Annotated in this window: 17 protein-coding genes; 5 read left to right on the top strand and 12 right to left on the bottom strand. The window is 44.0% G+C overall.

Annotated elements, in window-relative coordinates:
- Positions 1–3: 3 nt before the first annotated feature.
- The 3 genes from L1D31_RS07645 to L1D31_RS07655 form a co-directional block, all read right to left on the bottom strand.
- Complete coding sequence (locus L1D31_RS07645; protein ID WP_239836497.1) at positions 4–1,218, bottom strand: ABC transporter substrate-binding protein; 1,215 nt, start codon at positions 1,216–1,218, stop codon at positions 4–6.
- A 148-nt stretch (positions 1,219–1,366) separates the two neighbouring features.
- Entirely contained in the window at positions 1,367–2,824 is a 1,458-nt protein-coding gene (modF, locus tag L1D31_RS07650) for a molybdate ABC transporter ATP-binding protein ModF (RefSeq protein WP_239836498.1), read from the bottom strand.
- 96 nt (positions 2,825–2,920) lie between these two features.
- Positions 2,921–3,790, bottom strand: coding sequence for a LysR family transcriptional regulator (locus L1D31_RS07655; protein ID WP_239836499.1), 870 nt, complete (start codon positions 3,788–3,790; stop codon positions 2,921–2,923).
- A gap of 114 nt (positions 3,791–3,904) precedes the next feature.
- Between L1D31_RS07655 and L1D31_RS07660 the strand changes: the two genes are divergently transcribed.
- Both L1D31_RS07660 and L1D31_RS07665 read left to right on the top strand, forming a co-directional pair.
- Positions 3,905–5,152, top strand: coding sequence for an MFS transporter (locus L1D31_RS07660; RefSeq protein ID WP_239836500.1), 1,248 nt, complete (start codon positions 3,905–3,907; stop codon positions 5,150–5,152).
- Between the two features lie 70 nt (positions 5,153–5,222).
- On the top strand, positions 5,223–5,783 hold the full coding sequence (locus tag L1D31_RS07665) for a DUF1415 domain-containing protein (RefSeq protein WP_239836501.1): 561 nt from the start codon (positions 5,223–5,225) through the stop codon (positions 5,781–5,783).
- 31 nt (positions 5,784–5,814) lie between these two features.
- On the opposite strand, the gene L1D31_RS07670 is transcribed toward L1D31_RS07665, so the two are convergent.
- Positions 5,815–6,891 carry a sensor domain-containing diguanylate cyclase gene (locus tag L1D31_RS07670; protein WP_239836502.1) on the bottom strand — a complete coding sequence of 359 codons (1,077 nt, stop codon included), beginning with the start codon at positions 6,889–6,891 and terminating at the stop codon, positions 5,815–5,817.
- 180 nt (positions 6,892–7,071) lie between these two features.
- On the opposite strand from L1D31_RS07670, the gene L1D31_RS07675 reads away from it, so the two are divergent.
- A complete protein-coding gene (locus tag L1D31_RS07675; RefSeq protein ID WP_239836503.1) occupies positions 7,072–7,647 on the top strand; it encodes a nucleoside triphosphate pyrophosphohydrolase family protein in 576 nt (191 codons plus the stop codon).
- Positions 7,648–7,940: 293 nt separating this feature from the next.
- Here the strand turns inward: L1D31_RS07675 and btuD are convergent, their stop codons facing one another.
- From btuD to L1D31_RS07715, 8 genes are all read right to left on the bottom strand, one after another.
- Positions 7,941–8,696: a vitamin B12 ABC transporter ATP-binding protein BtuD gene (gene btuD, locus L1D31_RS07680; RefSeq protein WP_239836504.1), complete on the bottom strand. Its 756-nt coding sequence runs from the start codon at positions 8,694–8,696 to the stop codon at positions 7,941–7,943.
- Positions 8,683–9,678, bottom strand: coding sequence for a vitamin B12 ABC transporter permease BtuC (btuC, locus tag L1D31_RS07685; protein WP_239836505.1), 996 nt, complete (start codon positions 9,676–9,678; stop codon positions 8,683–8,685). Before btuC ends, btuD begins: the two co-directional genes overlap by 14 nt.
- Before the next feature lie 119 nt (positions 9,679–9,797).
- Complete coding sequence (locus L1D31_RS07690; RefSeq protein WP_239836506.1) at positions 9,798–10,826, bottom strand: succinylglutamate desuccinylase; 1,029 nt, start codon at positions 10,824–10,826, stop codon at positions 9,798–9,800.
- A 225-nt stretch (positions 10,827–11,051) separates the two neighbouring features.
- The gene (locus L1D31_RS07695; protein ID WP_239836507.1) at positions 11,052–12,842 is read right to left on the bottom strand and encodes a M3 family oligoendopeptidase; all 1,791 of its coding nucleotides are present in this window, start codon (positions 12,840–12,842) and stop codon (positions 11,052–11,054) included.
- A gap of 3 nt (positions 12,843–12,845) precedes the next feature.
- Positions 12,846–13,466, bottom strand: coding sequence for a histidine phosphatase family protein (locus L1D31_RS07700; protein ID WP_239836508.1), 621 nt, complete (start codon positions 13,464–13,466; stop codon positions 12,846–12,848).
- A 71-nt stretch (positions 13,467–13,537) separates the two neighbouring features.
- Entirely contained in the window at positions 13,538–14,305 is a 768-nt protein-coding gene (locus L1D31_RS07705) for an adenosylcobinamide-GDP ribazoletransferase (RefSeq protein ID WP_239836509.1), read from the bottom strand.
- On the bottom strand, positions 14,302–15,330 hold the full coding sequence (gene cobT, locus L1D31_RS07710; protein ID WP_239836510.1) for a nicotinate-nucleotide--dimethylbenzimidazole phosphoribosyltransferase: 1,029 nt from the start codon (positions 15,328–15,330) through the stop codon (positions 14,302–14,304). Before cobT ends, L1D31_RS07705 begins: the two co-directional genes overlap by 4 nt.
- A 6-nt stretch (positions 15,331–15,336) precedes the next feature.
- Positions 15,337–15,948, bottom strand: coding sequence for a flavin reductase family protein (locus L1D31_RS07715; RefSeq protein WP_239836511.1), 612 nt, complete (start codon positions 15,946–15,948; stop codon positions 15,337–15,339).
- Positions 15,949–16,478: 530 nt separating this feature from the next.
- Here L1D31_RS07715 and L1D31_RS07720 point away from each other — a divergent pair.
- Positions 16,479–17,165, top strand: a complete 687-nt coding sequence (locus L1D31_RS07720) for an NAD(P)H-binding protein (protein WP_239836512.1) — start codon at positions 16,479–16,481, stop codon at positions 17,163–17,165.
- Between the two features lie 191 nt (positions 17,166–17,356).
- Positions 17,357–18,730, top strand: coding sequence for an L-cystine transporter (locus tag L1D31_RS07725; protein WP_239836513.1), 1,374 nt, complete (start codon positions 17,357–17,359; stop codon positions 18,728–18,730).
- The last annotated feature ends 194 nt before the right edge of the window (positions 18,731–18,924 follow it).

Here is an 18,924-nt window from a genome sequence, read left to right on the forward strand (position 1 = left end):
TGCTTAAATGGATTTGGGGTTCAGTTTTACAGCGTTTTTATCATCGTAAGTCGCCATACAAAAATCATCAGCACCTAATGCTTCATGGGCATCAAAATTATCTTCAGAGAAGGGAGAGAATGGTGATTGATATTCTTTAATTAGCCCTTGCACAATGATATCGCTCGATTCCAAAGCATTTTTTAGCGCAATACGATTAGATTCCACATTATCCGTTAACTCTATTCGACTGGCTGCTTCAATGAATATTTTTGCCAGATCGTAACCATGAACAAACCCGGCTGGGGCCTCAATATTGGTGTCTTCAAAGTACGCTGGGAATAGGTTTTTGGCGTCTCTAAACACATTTTGGCTAAAAGTATTTAACTCAGAGCTATAAAAGTTGAAACACGATTGGATGAAGTGAAGATTAGCTTTCTCGCGGATAGAGAAAGGGATATTTTGTGCAAACTTCCCTCCCGTAATTCCCCAATGACTGTATATCGGCATTTCTATATCAATATCTGCCACACTTTCCACAATCAATTTGCCTTCACGGCTATTCGCTACCAGTAATACACAGTCTGCACCACTGGATTGGGCTTCACGAATCAAAATCCGCGCATCAACATTCTTAATCCCCCAATTAAACCAGCTTGTTTTAACCTGCTCGGTGAGGTCTTTAGGCAACGCAGACATCATGGCTTTGTGATTGGATTTCCCCCACCCTGTATTTTCTAACACCAAGTGAGGTTGTTTACATTGCTGCTCTAATGCATAGTTAACCAATATTTTCCCAACCTTAGAGTCATCGACAGAAAGGCGAAATACATAGTTATCTTCCGCTGAAGGGTAACGGGTTATTGGCGTACCAGCTGCCCATGGTACTAGCGTCAGCATCTTGGATTTATTGATGTATTCTCGATATTTCATTAAAGGCGGCGAATGCATTCCAGCAAAATAAACCAATCCATTATTATCTTTTAGGAAACGATCCATATTTCTCTTACTACGCAGTACGTTTCCTCGGTGATCGGTCGTTACAAACTCAACCGGAATGCCCGAAATTTGATTTCCTTGTTGAGCGAAAGCCACCTTAACCCCATGCTCAATGGCCAGTGCCGACTCTAGATGCCCAGTTCTATCGGCATCCAAATACACTCTTAGCACATCGGGTTTAGTCGCATGAACCAAACCGCTGAATAGTAGCATCACTCCAATCAAAATTTTCCTAGCCATATAGATCACCAAGTTAGTCGTTATCCTTTGTTTCTATAATTAGCCTAGGAAAGCATGACGTTTTTTCCAGTAATTTATTGACTTTAAAAAACAAAAATTGAGTGCACCCGCTGTTTAGGCCATCAACCAGAGAATATCACCTCTCTCATTACAGCGATTGGTGAATGACAGTCTTGTAGCATGCATGAGTTTGATCGAAGCAAAACTCGAGTTCGTTATGGATACTTTTTAGCTTGTCATTTTGATAGTGAGAAACATAAAGAAGCTGGCTCAAGTTTTCCTTAGCAATCAGCTCGAGCGTATTTTTAACCAGTCTCCTACCTAAGTAGTCAAGCCCCTGATAAGGTTCATCTAGGATTAGAATTGCTGGTTGTTTTATTATCGCTCTGGCAATCAATAACAGACGCTGCTGACCGTACTCAAGTTGCTTAAAAGAGGTTTTTTCGTACTCTGACATATGCAGTATTTCCAACCACTCTTGAGCGACTTGGACTTCCTTTTTGGAAGGTGATTGATAGAGACCAATAGAGTCATAAAAGCCAGAAAGGATAACTTCTAGTGTGCTACAACTGACACGATATTGCAGATGTAATGCAGACGACACCATCCCAATGTGTTTTTTAATATCCCAAATAGATTCACCTGAACCACGTTTATTCCCCAAGATATGAATATCGTTAGAATAGCACTGCGGATGATCACCAAAAATCAATCCAAGTAACGTACTTTTCCCACAACCATTAGGGCCTTTAACCTGCCAGTGCTGACCTTTGTCGATTCTCCAATTTACACCAGAGAAAATTGTTTTCTCTGTGTATTCGACCTTACCCTCCTTAAGTTCAAATATCGGATTGTTAAATTCTGTGGTGTGCTGATGACGACGAATAAGAGACATCATCTGTTCACTCTGCTGTTTGGATTGGGCTTTGATTTGATTGATGACTGGGTGTTGATGCCAAGATTCGATGTCCATGACACTCTCGAGTTTTCCCTGATTAAACAACGCAACTTGCTCAATCCAGCTAGGCACATCTTCCTCTCGGTTAAATGTGATGATCATCTGAAGTGATTTCGACAGTGCCACTAGATACTCCGCAAGCGCTGAACGGTGAGTAACATCGAGACCTGTAAATGGATTATCAAGAACAATCAAATCCGGCTTGGTTGCCAGCGCTCGTGCTAACATAACTCGCCGTGTCTCTCCTGTGGAGAGAACACGAAAACCACTATCACTGAGGTGTTTAAGATCTAACCCTTTAAGCAGTCGTTGAGTTAGCGCTTCATCTTGACACTGTTCATAGATCAGAGTCTGAACAGTACTCCCCTTATCTATTCGGTCTAGAAAGTCGGTATCGTCTTTCGCGAGCTCATCTTCTAGCAACCGCTGTTGCTCGACAAGAGAGACCTGAGCGACTCGACCTTCAGATATAGCGAAACCTCCCTCGACACCCTCCAACTCCCCACAAAGCAAACAGCCCAGAGTAGAACCAATATCGCCTTCTGTACTAAACACGGCCCATGATTGGTCTTGCTCAATATCCCATCGCTTAATTTCCAACTTACTCGCGCCAGTTTCAACCATCAGATCTTCAATCTTCAATTGCATTTCACTGCATTCCTTCCCTGAATTTTGTATCCAATCAAACTACTCTAATCGAAACAATGTTGCGACCAACTTAGGGGAAAGTGTGAGCTACATGAGCTACACATACTGCTTAACAAATTCAATGAATGTCCGATCGGCGATGGATAGATAACCATCTTTTCGCCATGCGAGAGATAAGCGTAAGTTGACGGGATCATCAAAAGGCACAGCAACCACATCTTTCTCATGCTCCGTGACCAGCTTAAGTAGAGCAGTAATAGCAAACTCATGCTTCACAATGCTTAATATCATTGGTAGCAAATTGGTTTCAAAAGAAAAATTCATCTTCTTTTCATACTGACGCGCTTTGCTTTCTACGAAGTCACGGTGGAAATATCCGGGCTTAAACATCACCAGTTCATGTTCAAAGAACTCGGTGAAACTAATACTTTTCTTTTCAGCAAGTGGGTGTTCGGGGCCAACGACTGCAACCATTTCAACATTCAACAAATGGTCCGTTTCCAGATCATCAGGTACATTTTCATCATCAATGACACCAATATCGAGCTCTCCATTCAAGAGCATCTTTCTGATTGAACGAGCGCCCGCATCAATAAGGGTTAATTTGAGATTGGGATAATGTGTCTTGAATGCCATCAGAACCTGCGGAAAGAAATAGGAGCCCATCATGCTTGGTGCTCCCAATCTGACTTCCCCTTTCTCTAAACCTCGCATTTCGTCGATTGCTAATTTGGCGTCATCTATTTGTTGCAAAACTCGCTTGGCATGTTCATACAGCACCTTGCCTTCATCAGTTAACGTTATTTGTCGTTCTTCTCTACGGAACAATTCAACACCAAGTTGCTGTTCAAATTTTTTTATTGAAATACTTAATGCGGGTTGCGCAATATGCAGTGCTTTTGCAGCCATGGTGAAGTGGCCATGCTCTGCAACAGAGACGAAATGTTTCAGGTGTCGAGAGTCCATGTTTCTTCATATATTTTATATATAGCATCCATATTTTTAATATATTTTATTAATCCTCATCTCACTGATATTTTGATCACATTAACCGATTGAATTTCTAAAGGCACACCTTCAATGATCGAATTAGGCACTCAAGATTACCGACGCGTCACTTTGAGCCTCGCATTGGGATCCTTCATTATTTTCTGTAACTTATACTTGTTCCAGCCAATGCTGCCCTATATGGCAGTGCACTTTTCAGTGTCCGAAACTCAGGTTAACTGGCTATTTGCTGCAACAACACTCGCACTTTCATTCAGCTTGGTTCCTTGGGCTGTTGCCTCTGAAGCAACTGGACGTAAACGCGTCATGCTAGCAGGACTTCTTACAATGCCAGTGATTGGTCTTTGTATGCTGCTCTTTCCATCATTGATCAGTTTGGTGGCTATGCGCACTTTAATGGGCATTGCGATCGCTGCATTTGCTTCCGTTGCCGTTGCTTACATGGTCGAAGAACTCTCGCCAAAAGCTTTTGGGCAAGCTATTGGTGGCTACATTGCCGCTAACTCACTCGGCGGGATCACCGGGCGTATTGTCGGAGGGACGCTTACCGACGCACTTGGCTGGCAACAGGCGGTTATTGTCATGGCGATATTGACTTTCATTGGTGCCCTAGCCGTTTGTGTGATGTTGCCAAAGCAGAAACATTTTGTGCCTCAAAAAGGTATGCTGAGATATCACAACCGAGCACTCATCAAGCATCTCAAGAACCAGACTATTTGGCTCGCAATGCTGATTGGCGGAGTGAATTTCGCTCTATTCGTAAACTTGTATTCGGTCATGGGGTTCCGACTCGTTGCAGCTCCCCACTCTTTACCGATAGGGTTAGCATCGTTGATTTTCCTTTGCTACTTACCCGGCACACTAAGTTCTAAGCTGACTTCTGTATGGAACCGCAACCATCAACCCATATCCGGTATGGTTTGCGGCACCATGATCAGCCTACTAGGAATGTTGGTCGCCTACATTGACCGTATTCCATTTATGATTCTAGGCTTAGCCCTAATAAGCTTTGGTGCTTTCTTCACTCATACTTTGGCTTACGCTTGGGTCAGCCAAAAAGCCACCAGTGCCAAAGCGACAGCAACCGCACTATACCTCGTGCACTATTACGTAGGTGGTAGTTTAGGAGGATTCTTCTTAATTTACTGCTGGCAGCATGGTGGCTGGGCCTATGTTATTGGTGGAGGAATGACTCTATATCTGACAATTTTTACCCTTTGCTACAAGTTAAACTCAATCAGTATTGAGCCGGTACTTAAAGACAACAAGACACAAACTGAAACGTCTCATGAGTTACAGGCTACAACACCTTCTCAATAGCCTTCTTAACTACTTACTGCCATAAACTGAATCTGCTATTCTTGCTTCCAAATAATAAACCGGAAGCAAGATGACCACTTCAAGCTCAACACAAGCCATCGCAGAGCAAGTCAATCAATGGCTCAATGATGTCGTAATCGGCCTAAACCTATGCCCATTTGCTGCCAAACCACAACGCAATAAACAGATTAAAATCTTTGTGAGTGAAGCTACGCAAGAAGAAACACTGTTAGAAGACATACTCACTCAATTAATGGAACTGGAAGCCAAGCCCGCCGAAGAATTGGAAACCACTCTAGTGGTGGTACCAAACATGCTGGAAGACTTCTTCGATTACAATCTATTTATTGACTGGGTAGAAGCCTTAATTCGCCAACAAGATTGGGAAGGTGTCTACCAATTAGCGACGTTCCATCCCGATTATTGCTTTGGGGGTGCTGAGCCTGAAGATGCAGAGAATCTGACCAACCGTTCTCCTTATCCAGTTTTTCATCTCATCCGCGAGGCGAGCATGGAAAGAGTATTGAAGCACTACCCTGATCCCGAATCTATTCCTGACAACAACATTGCGCGAGTCGAGTCTCTTACTCAGGCAGAATTGATCAAACTTTTCCCGTACTTATTTAAATAACGCACCAGTTTGAGTGGAGTCTCACCTCCACTCATTTCAACGATTCATTGACAAATGAAGATAGCGAACGTATCACAACGCAATTGCGTCCTTGGTTCTTAGCGGTATACAGCGCCTCATCAGCCACAAGAATGATTTGATCGAGAGTACTCTTCTTACAATCAGAGTTTGATTCAAGGGAGAAGTCAAACTCACAAACGCCAATGGAAACCGTTATTGGTTTATTATCCAGCACCACTTCGGTAACCGATTGATGAAGTTTATTGATGAACTGCTTTCGTTCTTCAGTATTGCGCTCTGGGAACCAGACAACAAACTCCTCTCCGCCTAAACGAGCAATAAAGTCTCTGTCAGACAAGCTGGACTGAAGTTTTTGTGCCGTTTTCTTTAGAACGTCATCACCAATTTGATGGCCATAAGTATCGTTGACTTTCTTGAAGTTATCGATGTCAATGACCGCCAAAGCTCCTTTACCACCAGCATGTTTCATACGTTCAATGTCCAAATGTATCGTTTTGAACATACAGCGACGATTTGCGACACCAGTCAAAACATCATGATAAGCCTGATATTCTAATTGGCTGTTCATCTTTTGTAGACGTTCTTCCTGATTACGACGAATTAACTCGACCTCAATCCATGAAGCCATGAGTTTAAGCGCATCAATATCGATATCTTTGAATTTTCTTGGGTAGGGAGAGGCGGAAGAAAAGTTGAGCGTCCCAAAAATCTCGTCATCAATAAAAATTGGTATGCCGATGTATGACTCTAAGCCAAAAGCCTCATAAGCTGGGTGTTTAGCGTACTTATCGTTTTCTCCCATATGCTCAATAGAAACAGGGCCAGACGAGCTGCAGGTAATTTGGCAATACGTAGACTCATAATTAAAAGTATCCCCAGAGTTTAACTCGACACCTTCGGATGTAACGCAATATAACACGGTATATTGGTCGTCATCTATACGAGATAAGATACCAATATCAAGATTAAAGCGCTCCAACCCCATTATGATCAGTTGGGTAATCTGGATATCAAACCCTTTCTGATAATCATTGGTGATCTGGTAAAGACGTCGTATTACCTTTTCACTTTCACTCGCTACAACCATATGCTTTCCTAATAAATTTCCTTTTATATAAGATAGACTTACTTTCACAACAACATCAATGGCCTTGAACGTGAAACTCTGAATATTTTGGCCTTGCCCCATTTATTTTCGTGCTGCAATGGCACGTTTCATAAGGCTTTGTTAGTATGACGCGATAATTAGCAATTGCAGGTTAAGTGAATGCACCTATCCAAACTTACTCAAGATATCTTTGACCATCTTTACCGCGACATTACCGAGTTTCGTACTACTTTCGACTTACCTGTTGCCTCTCCTGAAAGCTTAGACGAGAAAGCAGACACCCTGCATACCTCTTTAGCGGTAGAAGAGCTTACTGAGTTAGCTGAAGCTGACAATAAAACGGAACAAGCTGACGCTATCATTGACAGTGTATATGTCTTAATGGGCCGCCTAGTTCATCTAGGGGATAATAAAGTAGAGTCCAACCTAGCCATCAGTTACCTGATTGACTTGCTACTCAATGTTGCGGTTAATCGTGGCATCGACTTTATTCCTTGTTGGGATGAAGTCCACTCAAGCAACATGAGTAAAGTCTGTCGAAATGAGCAAGAATACGCGGAAACCGAAGCCCATTATGCAGAGCAAGGCATCAAGTTGAAAGCGGTACAGAAAGGTGATTACATTATCGCCAAATGTGCTGAAGACTTCGTCTCTGAGGGCAAGACAATTCGCCAAGGTAAGGTGTTAAAATCTGTTTATTACCGCCCAGCAGACCTCGCTCCCCTCACCGTATAACCCCTAGATAAAAAGCCGCCACCTTCGGAAACCTTAGGTGGCGGAAGCTGCCATAATCATAAAAATGGCTTATTTGTTGTCAGCTTTCTGGTTTCCCTTCAAATTGACTAAGCCTAACAAGAACGAGAATGTATCATTCTTATTAATGCCAAACTTATGCCACCCTACGAAACAAATCTAACCAATTGATATTTAAGGTTAATAAGATTTTTGCTTCGCTAAAATCAGATGAGTATGAACACATTCAGTGCAGACTGCACTAATTTGAGTATTAGAAATGGTAGGGCTGTCTATCAGTCAAAGACTAATACGGGCTCCCCATTGAACTCTGTCCGGTGAACTTGAGTGTTGAACACTTTCGATAACTTACTTGGCTCAAATACTTGAGAGACGGGGCCGACATGTTGCATCACTCCTTTATCAAGCAATAAAGCTTGATCGGCATGCTTCAGTGTCCGATTCAAATCATGATTGGACATCACAACGCAGATCCCCATATCCGCCACCTTTCGAATCAACCGATATAACAGCGCCTCTTGGCCAATATCCAACGACGCAGCAGGTTCATCGAGAACCAAGAGTTTCGCGTATGGATTCAATGCTGGCCAAATTTGAAGACAAATGGCACATAAACGGACACGTTGCCATTCACCACCAGATAATTGATGAATTGAGCGATGGAGCTTATCCTCGAGTTCGAGCAGTTGGACCAGTTCACTCACCACTTGCTCTACCCCTTGATTCATTTTCAGAACTGAACTCGGCAATGATAGAGAAAGGTATTGTGACACTTCAAGATTAAAAGCTGGTCGATCATTTTGGCTTAAGAAAGCTCTATACATGGCAAGGCTCTCAATAGAGCTAGAGTGGACGCTTAAACCGAAAATCGTTGCTTCCCCCTCAAACTCTAACAACCCCGAAAGAGCCGTCAATAAGGTGCTCTTCCCACTCCCATTTGGGCCGACAACGTGAAGTATCTGCCCTTTCTCGACCGAGAATGAAAGTGGCAATAAACGCGCGCCTACCGATAGGCTATTAACGTGAATCATGATGTTTTACCAGCATCCATATAAACACAGGGGCGCCTATCGTCGTCGTGACGACTCCAAGTGGCAGCTCAGCAGATTCCAACGCGATTCTGGCGATGATGTCGGCAAAGACAAGCAGCAACGCGCCTGACAATGCGGAGATGGGGAGTAAATAGCGATTCTCACTTCCCAAAGCGAGTCTAAGCAAATGCGGAACAATTAAACCAATGAACCCAATCACACCACCGAGTGCGACTGAACCACCAACAAGAATCGAAACGGCTAAGATTAACTTCCAGCGAACCGCTTCCACGTCAACGCCGAGTTGCTTGGCATGCAGTTCACCCATCATTAGCTTGTCCAGTATCTGTCCTTTTAAACACAACCACACCAAAACAGGGATCAACGTGAGTGTTAATGTGTGGTGGTACCAACTCGCCCCACCAATACTACCCATCAACCAATACATAAGCTGCCTTAGGCTTAAGTCATCACTGAAATAGAACGCCCAAGTCACAACAGCACCCGTCAAAATACCCAATGCAACACCAACCAAAAGTAGCCTTGTCGTAGTCAGCCGCATCACCTTAGCCATAGACACAAGCAGTAGAGTAAACAGCAATGCACCTATCACCGCAGCCACCATAAAACCAACTGGGGTTGCCAAAGCAGGAAGAAAAAACAGGAGGATGACCATCATTACGCTCGCCCCACCTGAAATACCAAGAACGCCTGGCTCTGCAAGAACATTGCCCAAAAGCACCTGCAAAACGGCACCCGATACAGCCAGTGACGCCCCAATAGCAATCGCGGCAAGTAGCCTCGGCAATCGAAGTTGAGTCATCAATTGTTGCTGCAAATGGGTCAATTCTGAGAAAGGCGAAATGAACATTTCACCAACCATAAGGTGCGCCATGGAGAGAAGAACAAGCGCAGCAAAGATCACCATAAGACAACGCTTCCAGCGTTGATGTCTGCGACTTAATAATTGACTCAGTTCCATACGACTTCGCTTAACTTCATACAGCAAGTGATTCTAGGTATGATAAAAATAATGGCTTAACGATACCGTTAAGCCATTAAAATAGAAAGCTTGTCTGATGAGTTTAGACTGCAAACGCTTTAATCATAGACAAGTTGATCTTCTTCATAACGCGTTTTCACTGGGCAAACCATTAACGCAGCTCTTTGCCCTATCGCAACATGCCTGTTAGGAAATACGATCGCTTCCCCCTCATTTTTTGCCATCAGCGGTTTATCACCATCATGACCAAACACTTCGCCATGCTTAAATGCCGTAAAGTTTTCTACATCATCATCAAACATGAAATCAAAGTCATCGTGCAGACGAACGATAGTACGGCTAACACGATACATAACGGGCACACGCGGTAGGTGTTCTGCTTCGCTGGATGAGAGGAGATCTCGCATCGCCAAATCAAAAGCGACCAGTTTATCGAGATCATTCTCCCCGATACGTGCAACTCGCCCTAATTCCACCGTCAATGCCTGTGCGGCAAAGTTTTCGGCACTGAACCAGCTGAATGTGCTGGAAGGCGCATTGGAAAACATCACAGCATCAATATGACCGCTCGCAACAAACTCCATGAGAGCTTTGCTTCGAACAGGATGGCGTGTCTTCGGGCTCACAACAAATGTGTAGTGTTTAGATAAGCGGATTGCACAATGCAGATCTAGATGCCAGCGCTTATCTGAAGGCGTACCTTCATAGAATTCTGCCACAATACGTTTAAGGTTTCGCGCAATGACCAGCTCTTTCGTAGGTTCATATTCTTTTTCATCAAACAAACGGTTGAGGTTCATTTCTAGAAAACGAGTATGAGCGTTCGTTGACTCAGGATGAGCAATAATAAACAACAAACGTTCCGTGACAGGCTGAAAGCCTGACTGGATATCAGAAATGATTTTATCCACCAACTCCATGGGAGCGGTTTCGTTACCATGAACACCACAGGAAAAAATGATGTGTTTACTGTCTTCATTTAACGTTGACGGGATGACTTCCAGAACTCCACGTTGGTGAAGTTTGAACACAGTACCATTTGCAACAGTGATTTCACCAGCTGGCATGTCTTGTTCTAAGTTCAGACTGTCAAAAAGAAAAGATTGGCGAAAGAGGTTTTTCGTCATGCGCTACTCCTTTATTGCACAGCGGGTATGTTAATGAATTGTTCAGGCAATTTATGTAGACACGATCTCACTTATCAAGAGAAAATCCGTGCTTCATCGTAAAAAACTCAACTGCCACGCCCGATACCATTTTCCGTTCGGGATAGAATGCTCTCGCTGTACATAAAACAACCGGGCAGACTCCCTACCCGGCTTGCTGACTATCGTATCATATTTATGGTGAATTTATTCTTGATCCAATAGAGATTCGAACTCATCAATTTTATTTTTCACCATATCGACGCTTTGTTGCCAAAACACTTCACTGTTCAATGCCATACCCAAATGCTTTTCAACCACTTCTTCTGCCATCATTGAGCCAGTATCACGTAAAAGGCTGACGTAATCCGCATAGAAGTTGTCACTTTTCGATTCTCGTTGTGCATAGACACCTTTACTAAACAGATAGCCAAATAAATACGGATAGTTGTAAAAACTGACTCCCGAAATGGAGAAATGAAGCTTGCTTGCCCAGAAATAAGGATCGGCTTCCGTCATTGACTCACCATACCATTCTTTCCAAGTCTCACTCATCAAAGCACACAATTGTTCAGCACTCAGTTCACCTGCCATTCTCTGCTGATAGAATGCCTTTTCAAATTCAAAACGCACTGGAATATTGATCATCAAGGCGTAGCAACTTGAAAGCTCTTCCCATAGCATTTCCAACTTTTCTTCACGACTTTCGCTCTGTTCCAGCAAGTAATCACGGACAATATTTTCAGCGAAGATGGAAGCCGTTTCTGCTAGCGTCATCGGATAGCGTGTTTGACACAGCGGCATATCACGCATTACCCAGTTATGAAAAGCGTGGCCAAGTTCATGAGCTAGAGTGAGAAGATTGGAACGGCTTCCTCCCCAAGTCATGAAGACTAACGGGGAACGCGTTGCGGCAAATTTTGTACAATATGCACCTAGGCGTCTGTTGGTTGAAGGCGCAGCGTCAATCCATCCATTTTCCACCATCATGGTGACAAATTCCGCCATTTCATTGTCCACTTGAGCAAAGGCATTGGTAATGATCTCGATACCCTCATCAAAGCTATACACCTTAGGTTGAGTCTCTGTTAGGCTCGGCATACCCGCTAAATGGTTCCAAGGTTTCATTTCCGTCAAACCATGCACTTTGGCCATAAGCAAACCTGCTTTCTGTCCTACATGTCGGTTGTCTTTAGCAACTTTCATCATGGTATCTAAGGTTTCCGCTTGGATACGACTGCCATGAAGACTACTATCTAGGAAGTGTACTTTTTTCACATGAGAACGTTTTTGGTTGACCGTGTGGCGCCATCCCGCTAGTGCATTTAAAATTCCAGCAAAACTTTCTTGGTGCGTGTGCATTGCTTTCTGAATACCGCGCCAAGCTCGTTCTTGTTTGTTAAAGTCCGTACCATACAAAATACTGGCAGCCTGAGAAAAGCCGATAAAATCGGGTTCGTGTTCTCCTACATTCACTTGCAGCGAGCCTGTGATGTTGTCATACATTCTCCCCCAAGCATCTCGCCCATCCACCTGCATTGCTGATAGCAATTGCTCTTCCGCAACACTTAACTTGGTGTCTGCAAGCTTGCGTGTACAATCAATCTGAAATGCCTGACCAAACACATCCCCATTTTCATGGTTCAATACCTCAATAATGAACTCTTCGGGAGCGTTTGTCAGAGTATCTTCATAAGGCGTAAACGCTTGAGAAAGCTCAGAATTCAGCTTAGCTACACGACCAATCATTGCTTTGGCTGCGCTGTTTTTGGCGTCTACTGACGCATGGCAATTTGCAAACGTATTGATTGTTGAAAGTAGCTTGCCTGCGGCTTCACTAGTCAATATTGCATTTTGCATCACGGCAACCGAGTTACGTTTATCAACGTTCAGTCCCAATACCTGAATACATTGCTGAACGAGCTCGACATCTTGTTCAATCTTATTATCGTCTAAACCTTGATAAGCAATGGTCAGATTCCAACTTGGTGTTGTCATGTTTTATTCCTTAATTTGAAGTGGTACGCCAATGGAGCACACTCGTTGGTACAGACTGTCTGCTCTGGTCAGTTGGATGTGAGTCAGGCTTTGATTGCCTATTTGAAGCACAGAATAGAGCGCAGGGTTTTTCCAGTCTAAATCCAATATTGAAGCTAATATCATACGTATCGTACCACCATGACAAATGATTAATGTGTCCTCTTCGACACTCTCTACCAGTGCAGTCCACCGTTGAGTAACACGACGGTGAAACTGCTGTAGAGTCTCTGCCTCTGGTAAAACCGTCTCTGCGGGGTCTTGCCAAAATTGCTCCAGCAATGGCCAGTGAGGCTTAATACAGTCAAATGGTTTACCGTCAAGCTCACCAAAATTCATTTCCTGCAGCTGAGGATCTGCTGATAATGAGAGAGCCGGCCGATTTGACACCAGTAGTGCGGCCAAGTCTTGGCAGCGCCGAAGTGGTGATGTCACAACGTGGGTGATGTTTAAAGACAATGATATCAAACCTCGGCAAATTGCTTGCTGAGTATCGGAGTCAACCAAAACATCAGTGGAACCATTCAAGGCAGGCTCACCTTGTGTTTTTCCATGCCTGAGTAAATAAATATTAACTGTCTTCAAGCTTCTTCCCTTACAGCTTGATTGGCAAAATAGCCGCAACCAATGTCAAATGTATAGACACTCTTTCACCTTCACAGAAAACCAAGTATCACTAGATAAATCACTATTTCCATCAACTGCTGAGCAGCACCTAGGCAGTCGCCCGTAAATCCACCAATTCGTTTCATTAGCCAGTGTTTGAAAAGCACTCGAAACATAAGAGCGGCAGTAATCAACAAAACCACTAGCGTATAATCTAACCACAACATCGGCAGCAAAGCGGTGACAGCCAGTATCACAAGTTCACTTTTAGATTGTTGATTTGCAAGCGGTTTACTCTTGCTCACCTCGGGGTCACTCACATAAGGCATGTTATAAATGAGCGAAGCAGCGATCGCTCGGCTTAAAGTATAAGAGATGAGTAAAACGACTATGAGTTCAGTTTTAGGCGCAAGCTCAGTAAGCAGAACGTACTTTCCCAGTAAAGCCATGACAAGGGCACTCGCGCCGTAGGTGCCAATTCGACTGTCTTTCATGATGGTCAAACGCCTTTCAAGCGTCATTCCACCACCAATGCCATCTGCCATGTCGGTCAGGCCATCCTCATGGAAAGCACCGGTTAACAACAAACTAAACACCATAACCACGACAACGGCGACATTGACGCCCCAGACACTTTCGGCCAACCAATAAACCATGGCACATAATGCTCCTAGGCATAAGCCGACTAAAGCAAAGTAACGGCCAGCCTGATTCATGCGCTTTTCTGAGTATGGAGTAGCTTGAGGAATGGGTAACCGCGAAAAAAAACCTAAAGCCAGCCAGAACAGTTCTATCTGATACCTCAGAGAATGCATCAAACCGTTACTCCGGCATCTTCGAAGCTTGCCATTGAATTGTAAAACTCTGCAGCCGCTCTGACTAAAGGAATCGCAAGAGCGGCGCCTGTGCCTTCTCCTAAACGCATAGACAAATCTAACAGCGGGTTAGCATCGAGTTTTTCGAGTAATATCTGATGGGCCAATTCTTCAGATTTATGCGCAAAAATCATAAACTCTCTGCATTCAGGTGCTATCAGCGTTGCTGCGTAGGCTGCTGCTGTGACAATAAACCCATCGACAATAACGGGTGTTCTTGTTTCACTGGCGGCCAAGAACGCCCCCACCATTTGCACAATCTCAAAACCGCCCACTTCAGATAACACCTGATAAACGTCACCACCTCGGCAACGCGACACGCCTTGCTCAACTAGAGCCACTTTTTTCGCTAGCTGTTCAGTGGTGATTCCTGTGCCTAGACCAACACATGATTGGGCATCCTGACCTGTCAAAGCAGCAACTATGGCGGCGGCACTTGATGTATTGCCAATACCCATTTCACCAAACATGACAAGGTTGCAACCTTCATTGACCGTTCGCTTAACTAGCTCGCGACCAAACTCAATCCCCTGTTTGACTTGGTCACTAGACATCGCTGCCTCATTGGCAAAATTGGCGGTTCTGTCACCCAGCCTTTGCACTACAAAGTTGAGCGCTGACACCTCTACAGGAATCAATATTCCCGTATCAACCACCTTAAGCTCAATCTGGTTTACCCGACAAAAACAATTGATTGCCGCTCCACCAGCAAGAAAATTTAACACCATTTGTTGAGTCACAGCGCTTGGCGCGATGCTCACACCTTCGTCCGCAATGCCATGGTCACCAGCAAAGACAATAGCGGTTGGCTTTACAATGCTCACACTAGTGACGGCGTCACTTTTTGAGTTACTCTGAATCAGTGCGAGCTGGTGGGCAATTGACTCTAACTGTCCAAGAGCACCCAGTGGTTTAGTTTTTTGATTGATTCGATGCCAAATAGCATCTGAATAAGATTGATCTAACATACAGCTTTATTTCGGTCTGGCGACAGTAAATGGTTGGTCTAGATTGGCATATTGGCTACCACCTAAACGAGAAAGAGGATTCACTTTTAGTGCGTCAACAACTAAACGTTCTTGTTTATCTCCAATCACTTCCGGCGCAATATATATGTCTTCAATTTGAGCAAAGATTAGGCTTTGAGGTGTTTCCCCAATTTCTTTAACTTCAAACAGCTTGCATCCAAAAGCAATTGGGCAATCTTTGATTCTTGGTAATTCAAAGCCCTCAAATTCAGTCAGTTCCAACTCGGCTAAGGCAACCTCAGACTGACCATGTGGTAAGGTTGCCGATGTCTGAGTTACTTGCTCAGCCATCTCAGCATTTGCGATATGCACCACCATTCTTCCAGTCTCTAGGATGTTGCGTGTCGTATCTTTGATCTCGCCTGTCGGTTTTTTACCCACAGAAAACATTAAAAGCGGAGGGTTACTTGAGATAGGTGTGAAATAAGAAAATGGTGCGAGGTTGTAATCTGCATCACCCGAATCGGTCAAAACCCACGCAATTGGCCTTGGAATCACGGTTTGAGTCATCAAATGGTACATCTGAGTAGGAGCAAGAGTGCTTGCATCAATATTCATTTTATTGTTCCTTTTGGTGTCACGAGTCCCCAGTGAAGCTCTGAGTGTAACGCGAAATCAGCTAGTTAACACCCCACCCCCACGCTTATTTCATCGCGTATAGACATATACAGGCGTCATTTTCATATTCAAATTGATGTGAAAAATGAAACTTTTCCCGCCCATCACCTATCTTATTATATGGGGCAGCCTTATTCACAACTAACTTACTGAAAAATATCACACTGAAAATTAGTCGGCATGAAGACTGCATTGCTTAACGCCGAGTACGGTTGACCCAAGCTTGATAGCGCAAGGAGGTTTGTATGTTTGCCAATCAAAAATCGAAGAAACAGAAACAACACAAGTCGAATCAAAAGACTCAAAAGCGAGTCCCTTTCTCCCTAACTTGATCTCTCCACCACCAGAATGGCCTCGTTAATCGAGGCCAAACATGACCCAAGATAACTCTCAACCTAAAGGATCGATCACAGACTTTTCAAGTGCATTATTAGATGCTCTGGTTGTTACATTGAACTAAGGACAATAATGTGTCTGAGTCGAGAGATTTAGTCGTCATGATTGCTGGCGCGACAGGCTTAATAGGAACAGAGCTGATTAAACAGATGCTAGAAGAAGCTCCCATCACACGCATCTATGCCTTGAGCCGTCGTCCACTGCCTTTCTTTCACCCCAAGCTGGAAGTACTGGAAAACAAACAACTTCAAGTTCAAGAGTGGGACTCTGATAAACCATCCCCAAAATACGGCTTCATCTGCCTAGGTACCACCATCAAGCAAGCAGGCTCAAAACAGGAACTGGAACGCATCGATTACGAGTTAGTGTGCGATGTAGCTCAAACAATGAAGGTACTTGGTGTGACTCACTTAGCCGTTGTCTCTAGTTACGGTGCTTCGGTACGTTCTGTGTCTCATTACTTGCGCTGCAAAGGCAAAATGGAAATAGCCATTGAGCGTATGGGGTTTGAACATGTTTCCTTTGTCAGGCCTGGACCTCTTGTCGGCCTTAGGGATACCCCTCGCACTGATGAAGCCGTTGTTCAATTTGTCTTGAAATCTCTTCGACCGCTTATGTTAGGCAAGCTGGCTAAGTTGATTCCCATTCAAGCTGAAGAAGTCGCAAGGGCGATGCAATACAGCTTGCTGACCAACACGGAAAGAAAAATTCAAACTCTTGATAGTATCCAGATGAGAGATTTGATTAATAAATATCAATAAGTTGCCCATTTTCACTTTTATTCGCGCACTTTCGATACAAAATCGCCAGTTTAATAACTTAAATACATATCAAATATCTTTTTTTTATTTCAATCATACTTTTCAAATCATTATTGTTTGTTACAGAATTTAATCCTGTAATGCATTTACTCAATAAATGCGACTCAAACTCTCAATAAGGACAACCTATTATGTCAGTAGCGGCTATCGCTTCTTTAGCGGTATTTGTCGGTATCCTCTTTTTCCTTTTTGGCCAACAGCGGAAGGAAAACACATTATCCCGACTCGTTCTATGCGGTTTAGTGCTCGGCAGTGCATTTGGCTTAGCGCTTCAACTTATATTCAGTGAAGGTAACCCGGTTATCGTTCAAACTCTGGAGTGGGTCAATGTCGTTGGCCGTGGTTATGTTGGCCTATTAAAGATGGTCATTATGCCTCTGGTACTGGTCTCTATGATTGCCGCCGTTGTCAAACTAGAAAAAGGCGGATCATTGGGCAAGATCTCTGGCCTGACAATTTCCGTTCTATTAGCCACCACGGCAATTTCTGCCATCATCGGTATCTTTGTGACGCAGGCGTTTGGCCTTAGTGCAGAAGGTTTAACTGAAGGTGCCCGAGAAACAGCTCGTATTGCTGTGCTCGAAGACCGCGTAGGTGTCGTCAGCGATCTCACCATTCCTCAAATGCTGGTTAGCTTTATTCCTACTAATCCTTTTGCTGATCTAACTGGTGCTCGCTCGACTTCGATTATCGCTGTTGTGATCTTCGGTGTATTAACTGGTATCGCTGCACGCAAAGTGATGGCAGAAAAGGAAGAATTGGAAGCACCGATTCGTACGTTTGTAGAAGCCACTCAGTCGGTAGTGATGCGTTTGGTAAAAATGATCATGGCTTTGACACCTTACGGTATTGCAGCGCTAATGGCGAAAGTTGTTGCCACATCCAGTGCGAGTGACATTCTCAACCTACTGGGCTTTATCGTAGCGTCATACGTTGCCATCGCATTAATGTTTGTTGTTCACGGAATTCTGGTGTCTTTTGTTGGTGTTAGTCCTAAAGAGTATTTCCAGAAGATTTGGCCGGTGCTGACATTCGCATTTACGTCACGCAGCTCAGCAGCAACGATTCCACTTAACGTAGAAGCACAGATCAACAAGCTGCGCGTGCCACCTGCGATTGCAAACCTTTCAGCATCATTTGGCGCAACCATAGGACAAAATGGCTGTGCGGGAATCTACCCTGCAATGTTGGCCGTGATGGTTGCTCCAACTGTGGGTATCGATCCAACGGATATCAACTTCATCCTATCCCTAGTTGCAATTATCGTGGTGAGCTCATTCGGTATCGCCGGCGTGGGGGGCGGTGCGACCTTCGCAGCCTTGATTGTATTACCTGCAATGGGATTACCAGTAACCATCGCAGCGCTGCTTATCTCAATTGAACCTTTGATTGATATGGCACGAACTGCTCTTAACGTCTCAGGTGCCATGACAGCARRCACCCYCACAAGCCGTATTCTTGGTGATAAACTCACCGACGAAGAGCTTGAAGCTCAACAAGCCTAACATAGCGAAGCCCTGAGTTAACCACTCGGGGCTTTTTCTAAGCCAACAAATTTCCTGCAATCCAGCGCTTCCTGTTTGCCTTGTCTCATCCTCAGTGGTCTAATACCTGAGTGAATTTCAAAGACTTGGTAAAGAGATAATGCAACAAGAGCATCAACCTACGTTTTTCTTCTTCGATTATNCTTTTTCTAAGC

It is taken from the genome of Vibrio sp. Isolate23 (assembly GCF_022398095.1).
GTDB classification, from domain to species: Bacteria; Pseudomonadota; Gammaproteobacteria; order Enterobacterales; family Vibrionaceae; genus Vibrio; species Vibrio coralliilyticus_A.

Excerpts from the sequence above, each read along its gene's own strand:
- L1D31_RS07645 (WP_239836497.1), bottom strand. The coding sequence starts at position 1,218 with ATGGCTAGGAAAATTTTGATTGGAGTGATGCTACTATTCAGCGGTTTG.
- modF (WP_239836498.1), bottom strand. The coding sequence starts at position 2,824 with ATGCAATTGAAGATTGAAGATCTGATGGTTGAAACTGGCGCGAGTAAG.
- L1D31_RS07655 (WP_239836499.1), bottom strand. The coding sequence starts at position 3,790 with ATGGACTCTCGACACCTGAAACATTTCGTCTCTGTTGCAGAGCATGGC.
- L1D31_RS07660 (WP_239836500.1), top strand. The coding sequence starts at position 3,905 with ATGATCGAATTAGGCACTCAAGATTACCGACGCGTCACTTTGAGCCTC.
- L1D31_RS07665 (WP_239836501.1), top strand. The coding sequence starts at position 5,223 with ATGACCACTTCAAGCTCAACACAAGCCATCGCAGAGCAAGTCAATCAA.
- L1D31_RS07670 (WP_239836502.1), bottom strand. The coding sequence starts at position 6,891 with ATGGTTGTAGCGAGTGAAAGTGAAAAGGTAATACGACGTCTTTACCAG.
- L1D31_RS07675 (WP_239836503.1), top strand. The coding sequence starts at position 7,072 with ATGCACCTATCCAAACTTACTCAAGATATCTTTGACCATCTTTACCGC.
- btuD (WP_239836504.1), bottom strand. The coding sequence starts at position 8,696 with ATGATTCACGTTAATAGCCTATCGGTAGGCGCGCGTTTATTGCCACTT.
- btuC (WP_239836505.1), bottom strand. The coding sequence starts at position 9,678 with ATGGAACTGAGTCAATTATTAAGTCGCAGACATCAACGCTGGAAGCGT.
- L1D31_RS07690 (WP_239836506.1), bottom strand. The coding sequence starts at position 10,826 with ATGACGAAAAACCTCTTTCGCCAATCTTTTCTTTTTGACAGTCTGAAC.
- L1D31_RS07695 (WP_239836507.1), bottom strand. The coding sequence starts at position 12,842 with ATGACAACACCAAGTTGGAATCTGACCATTGCTTATCAAGGTTTAGAC.
- cobT (WP_239836510.1), bottom strand. The coding sequence starts at position 15,330 with ATGTTAGATCAATCTTATTCAGATGCTATTTGGCATCGAATCAATCAA.
- L1D31_RS07715 (WP_239836511.1), bottom strand. The coding sequence starts at position 15,948 with ATGAATATTGATGCAAGCACTCTTGCTCCTACTCAGATGTACCATTTG.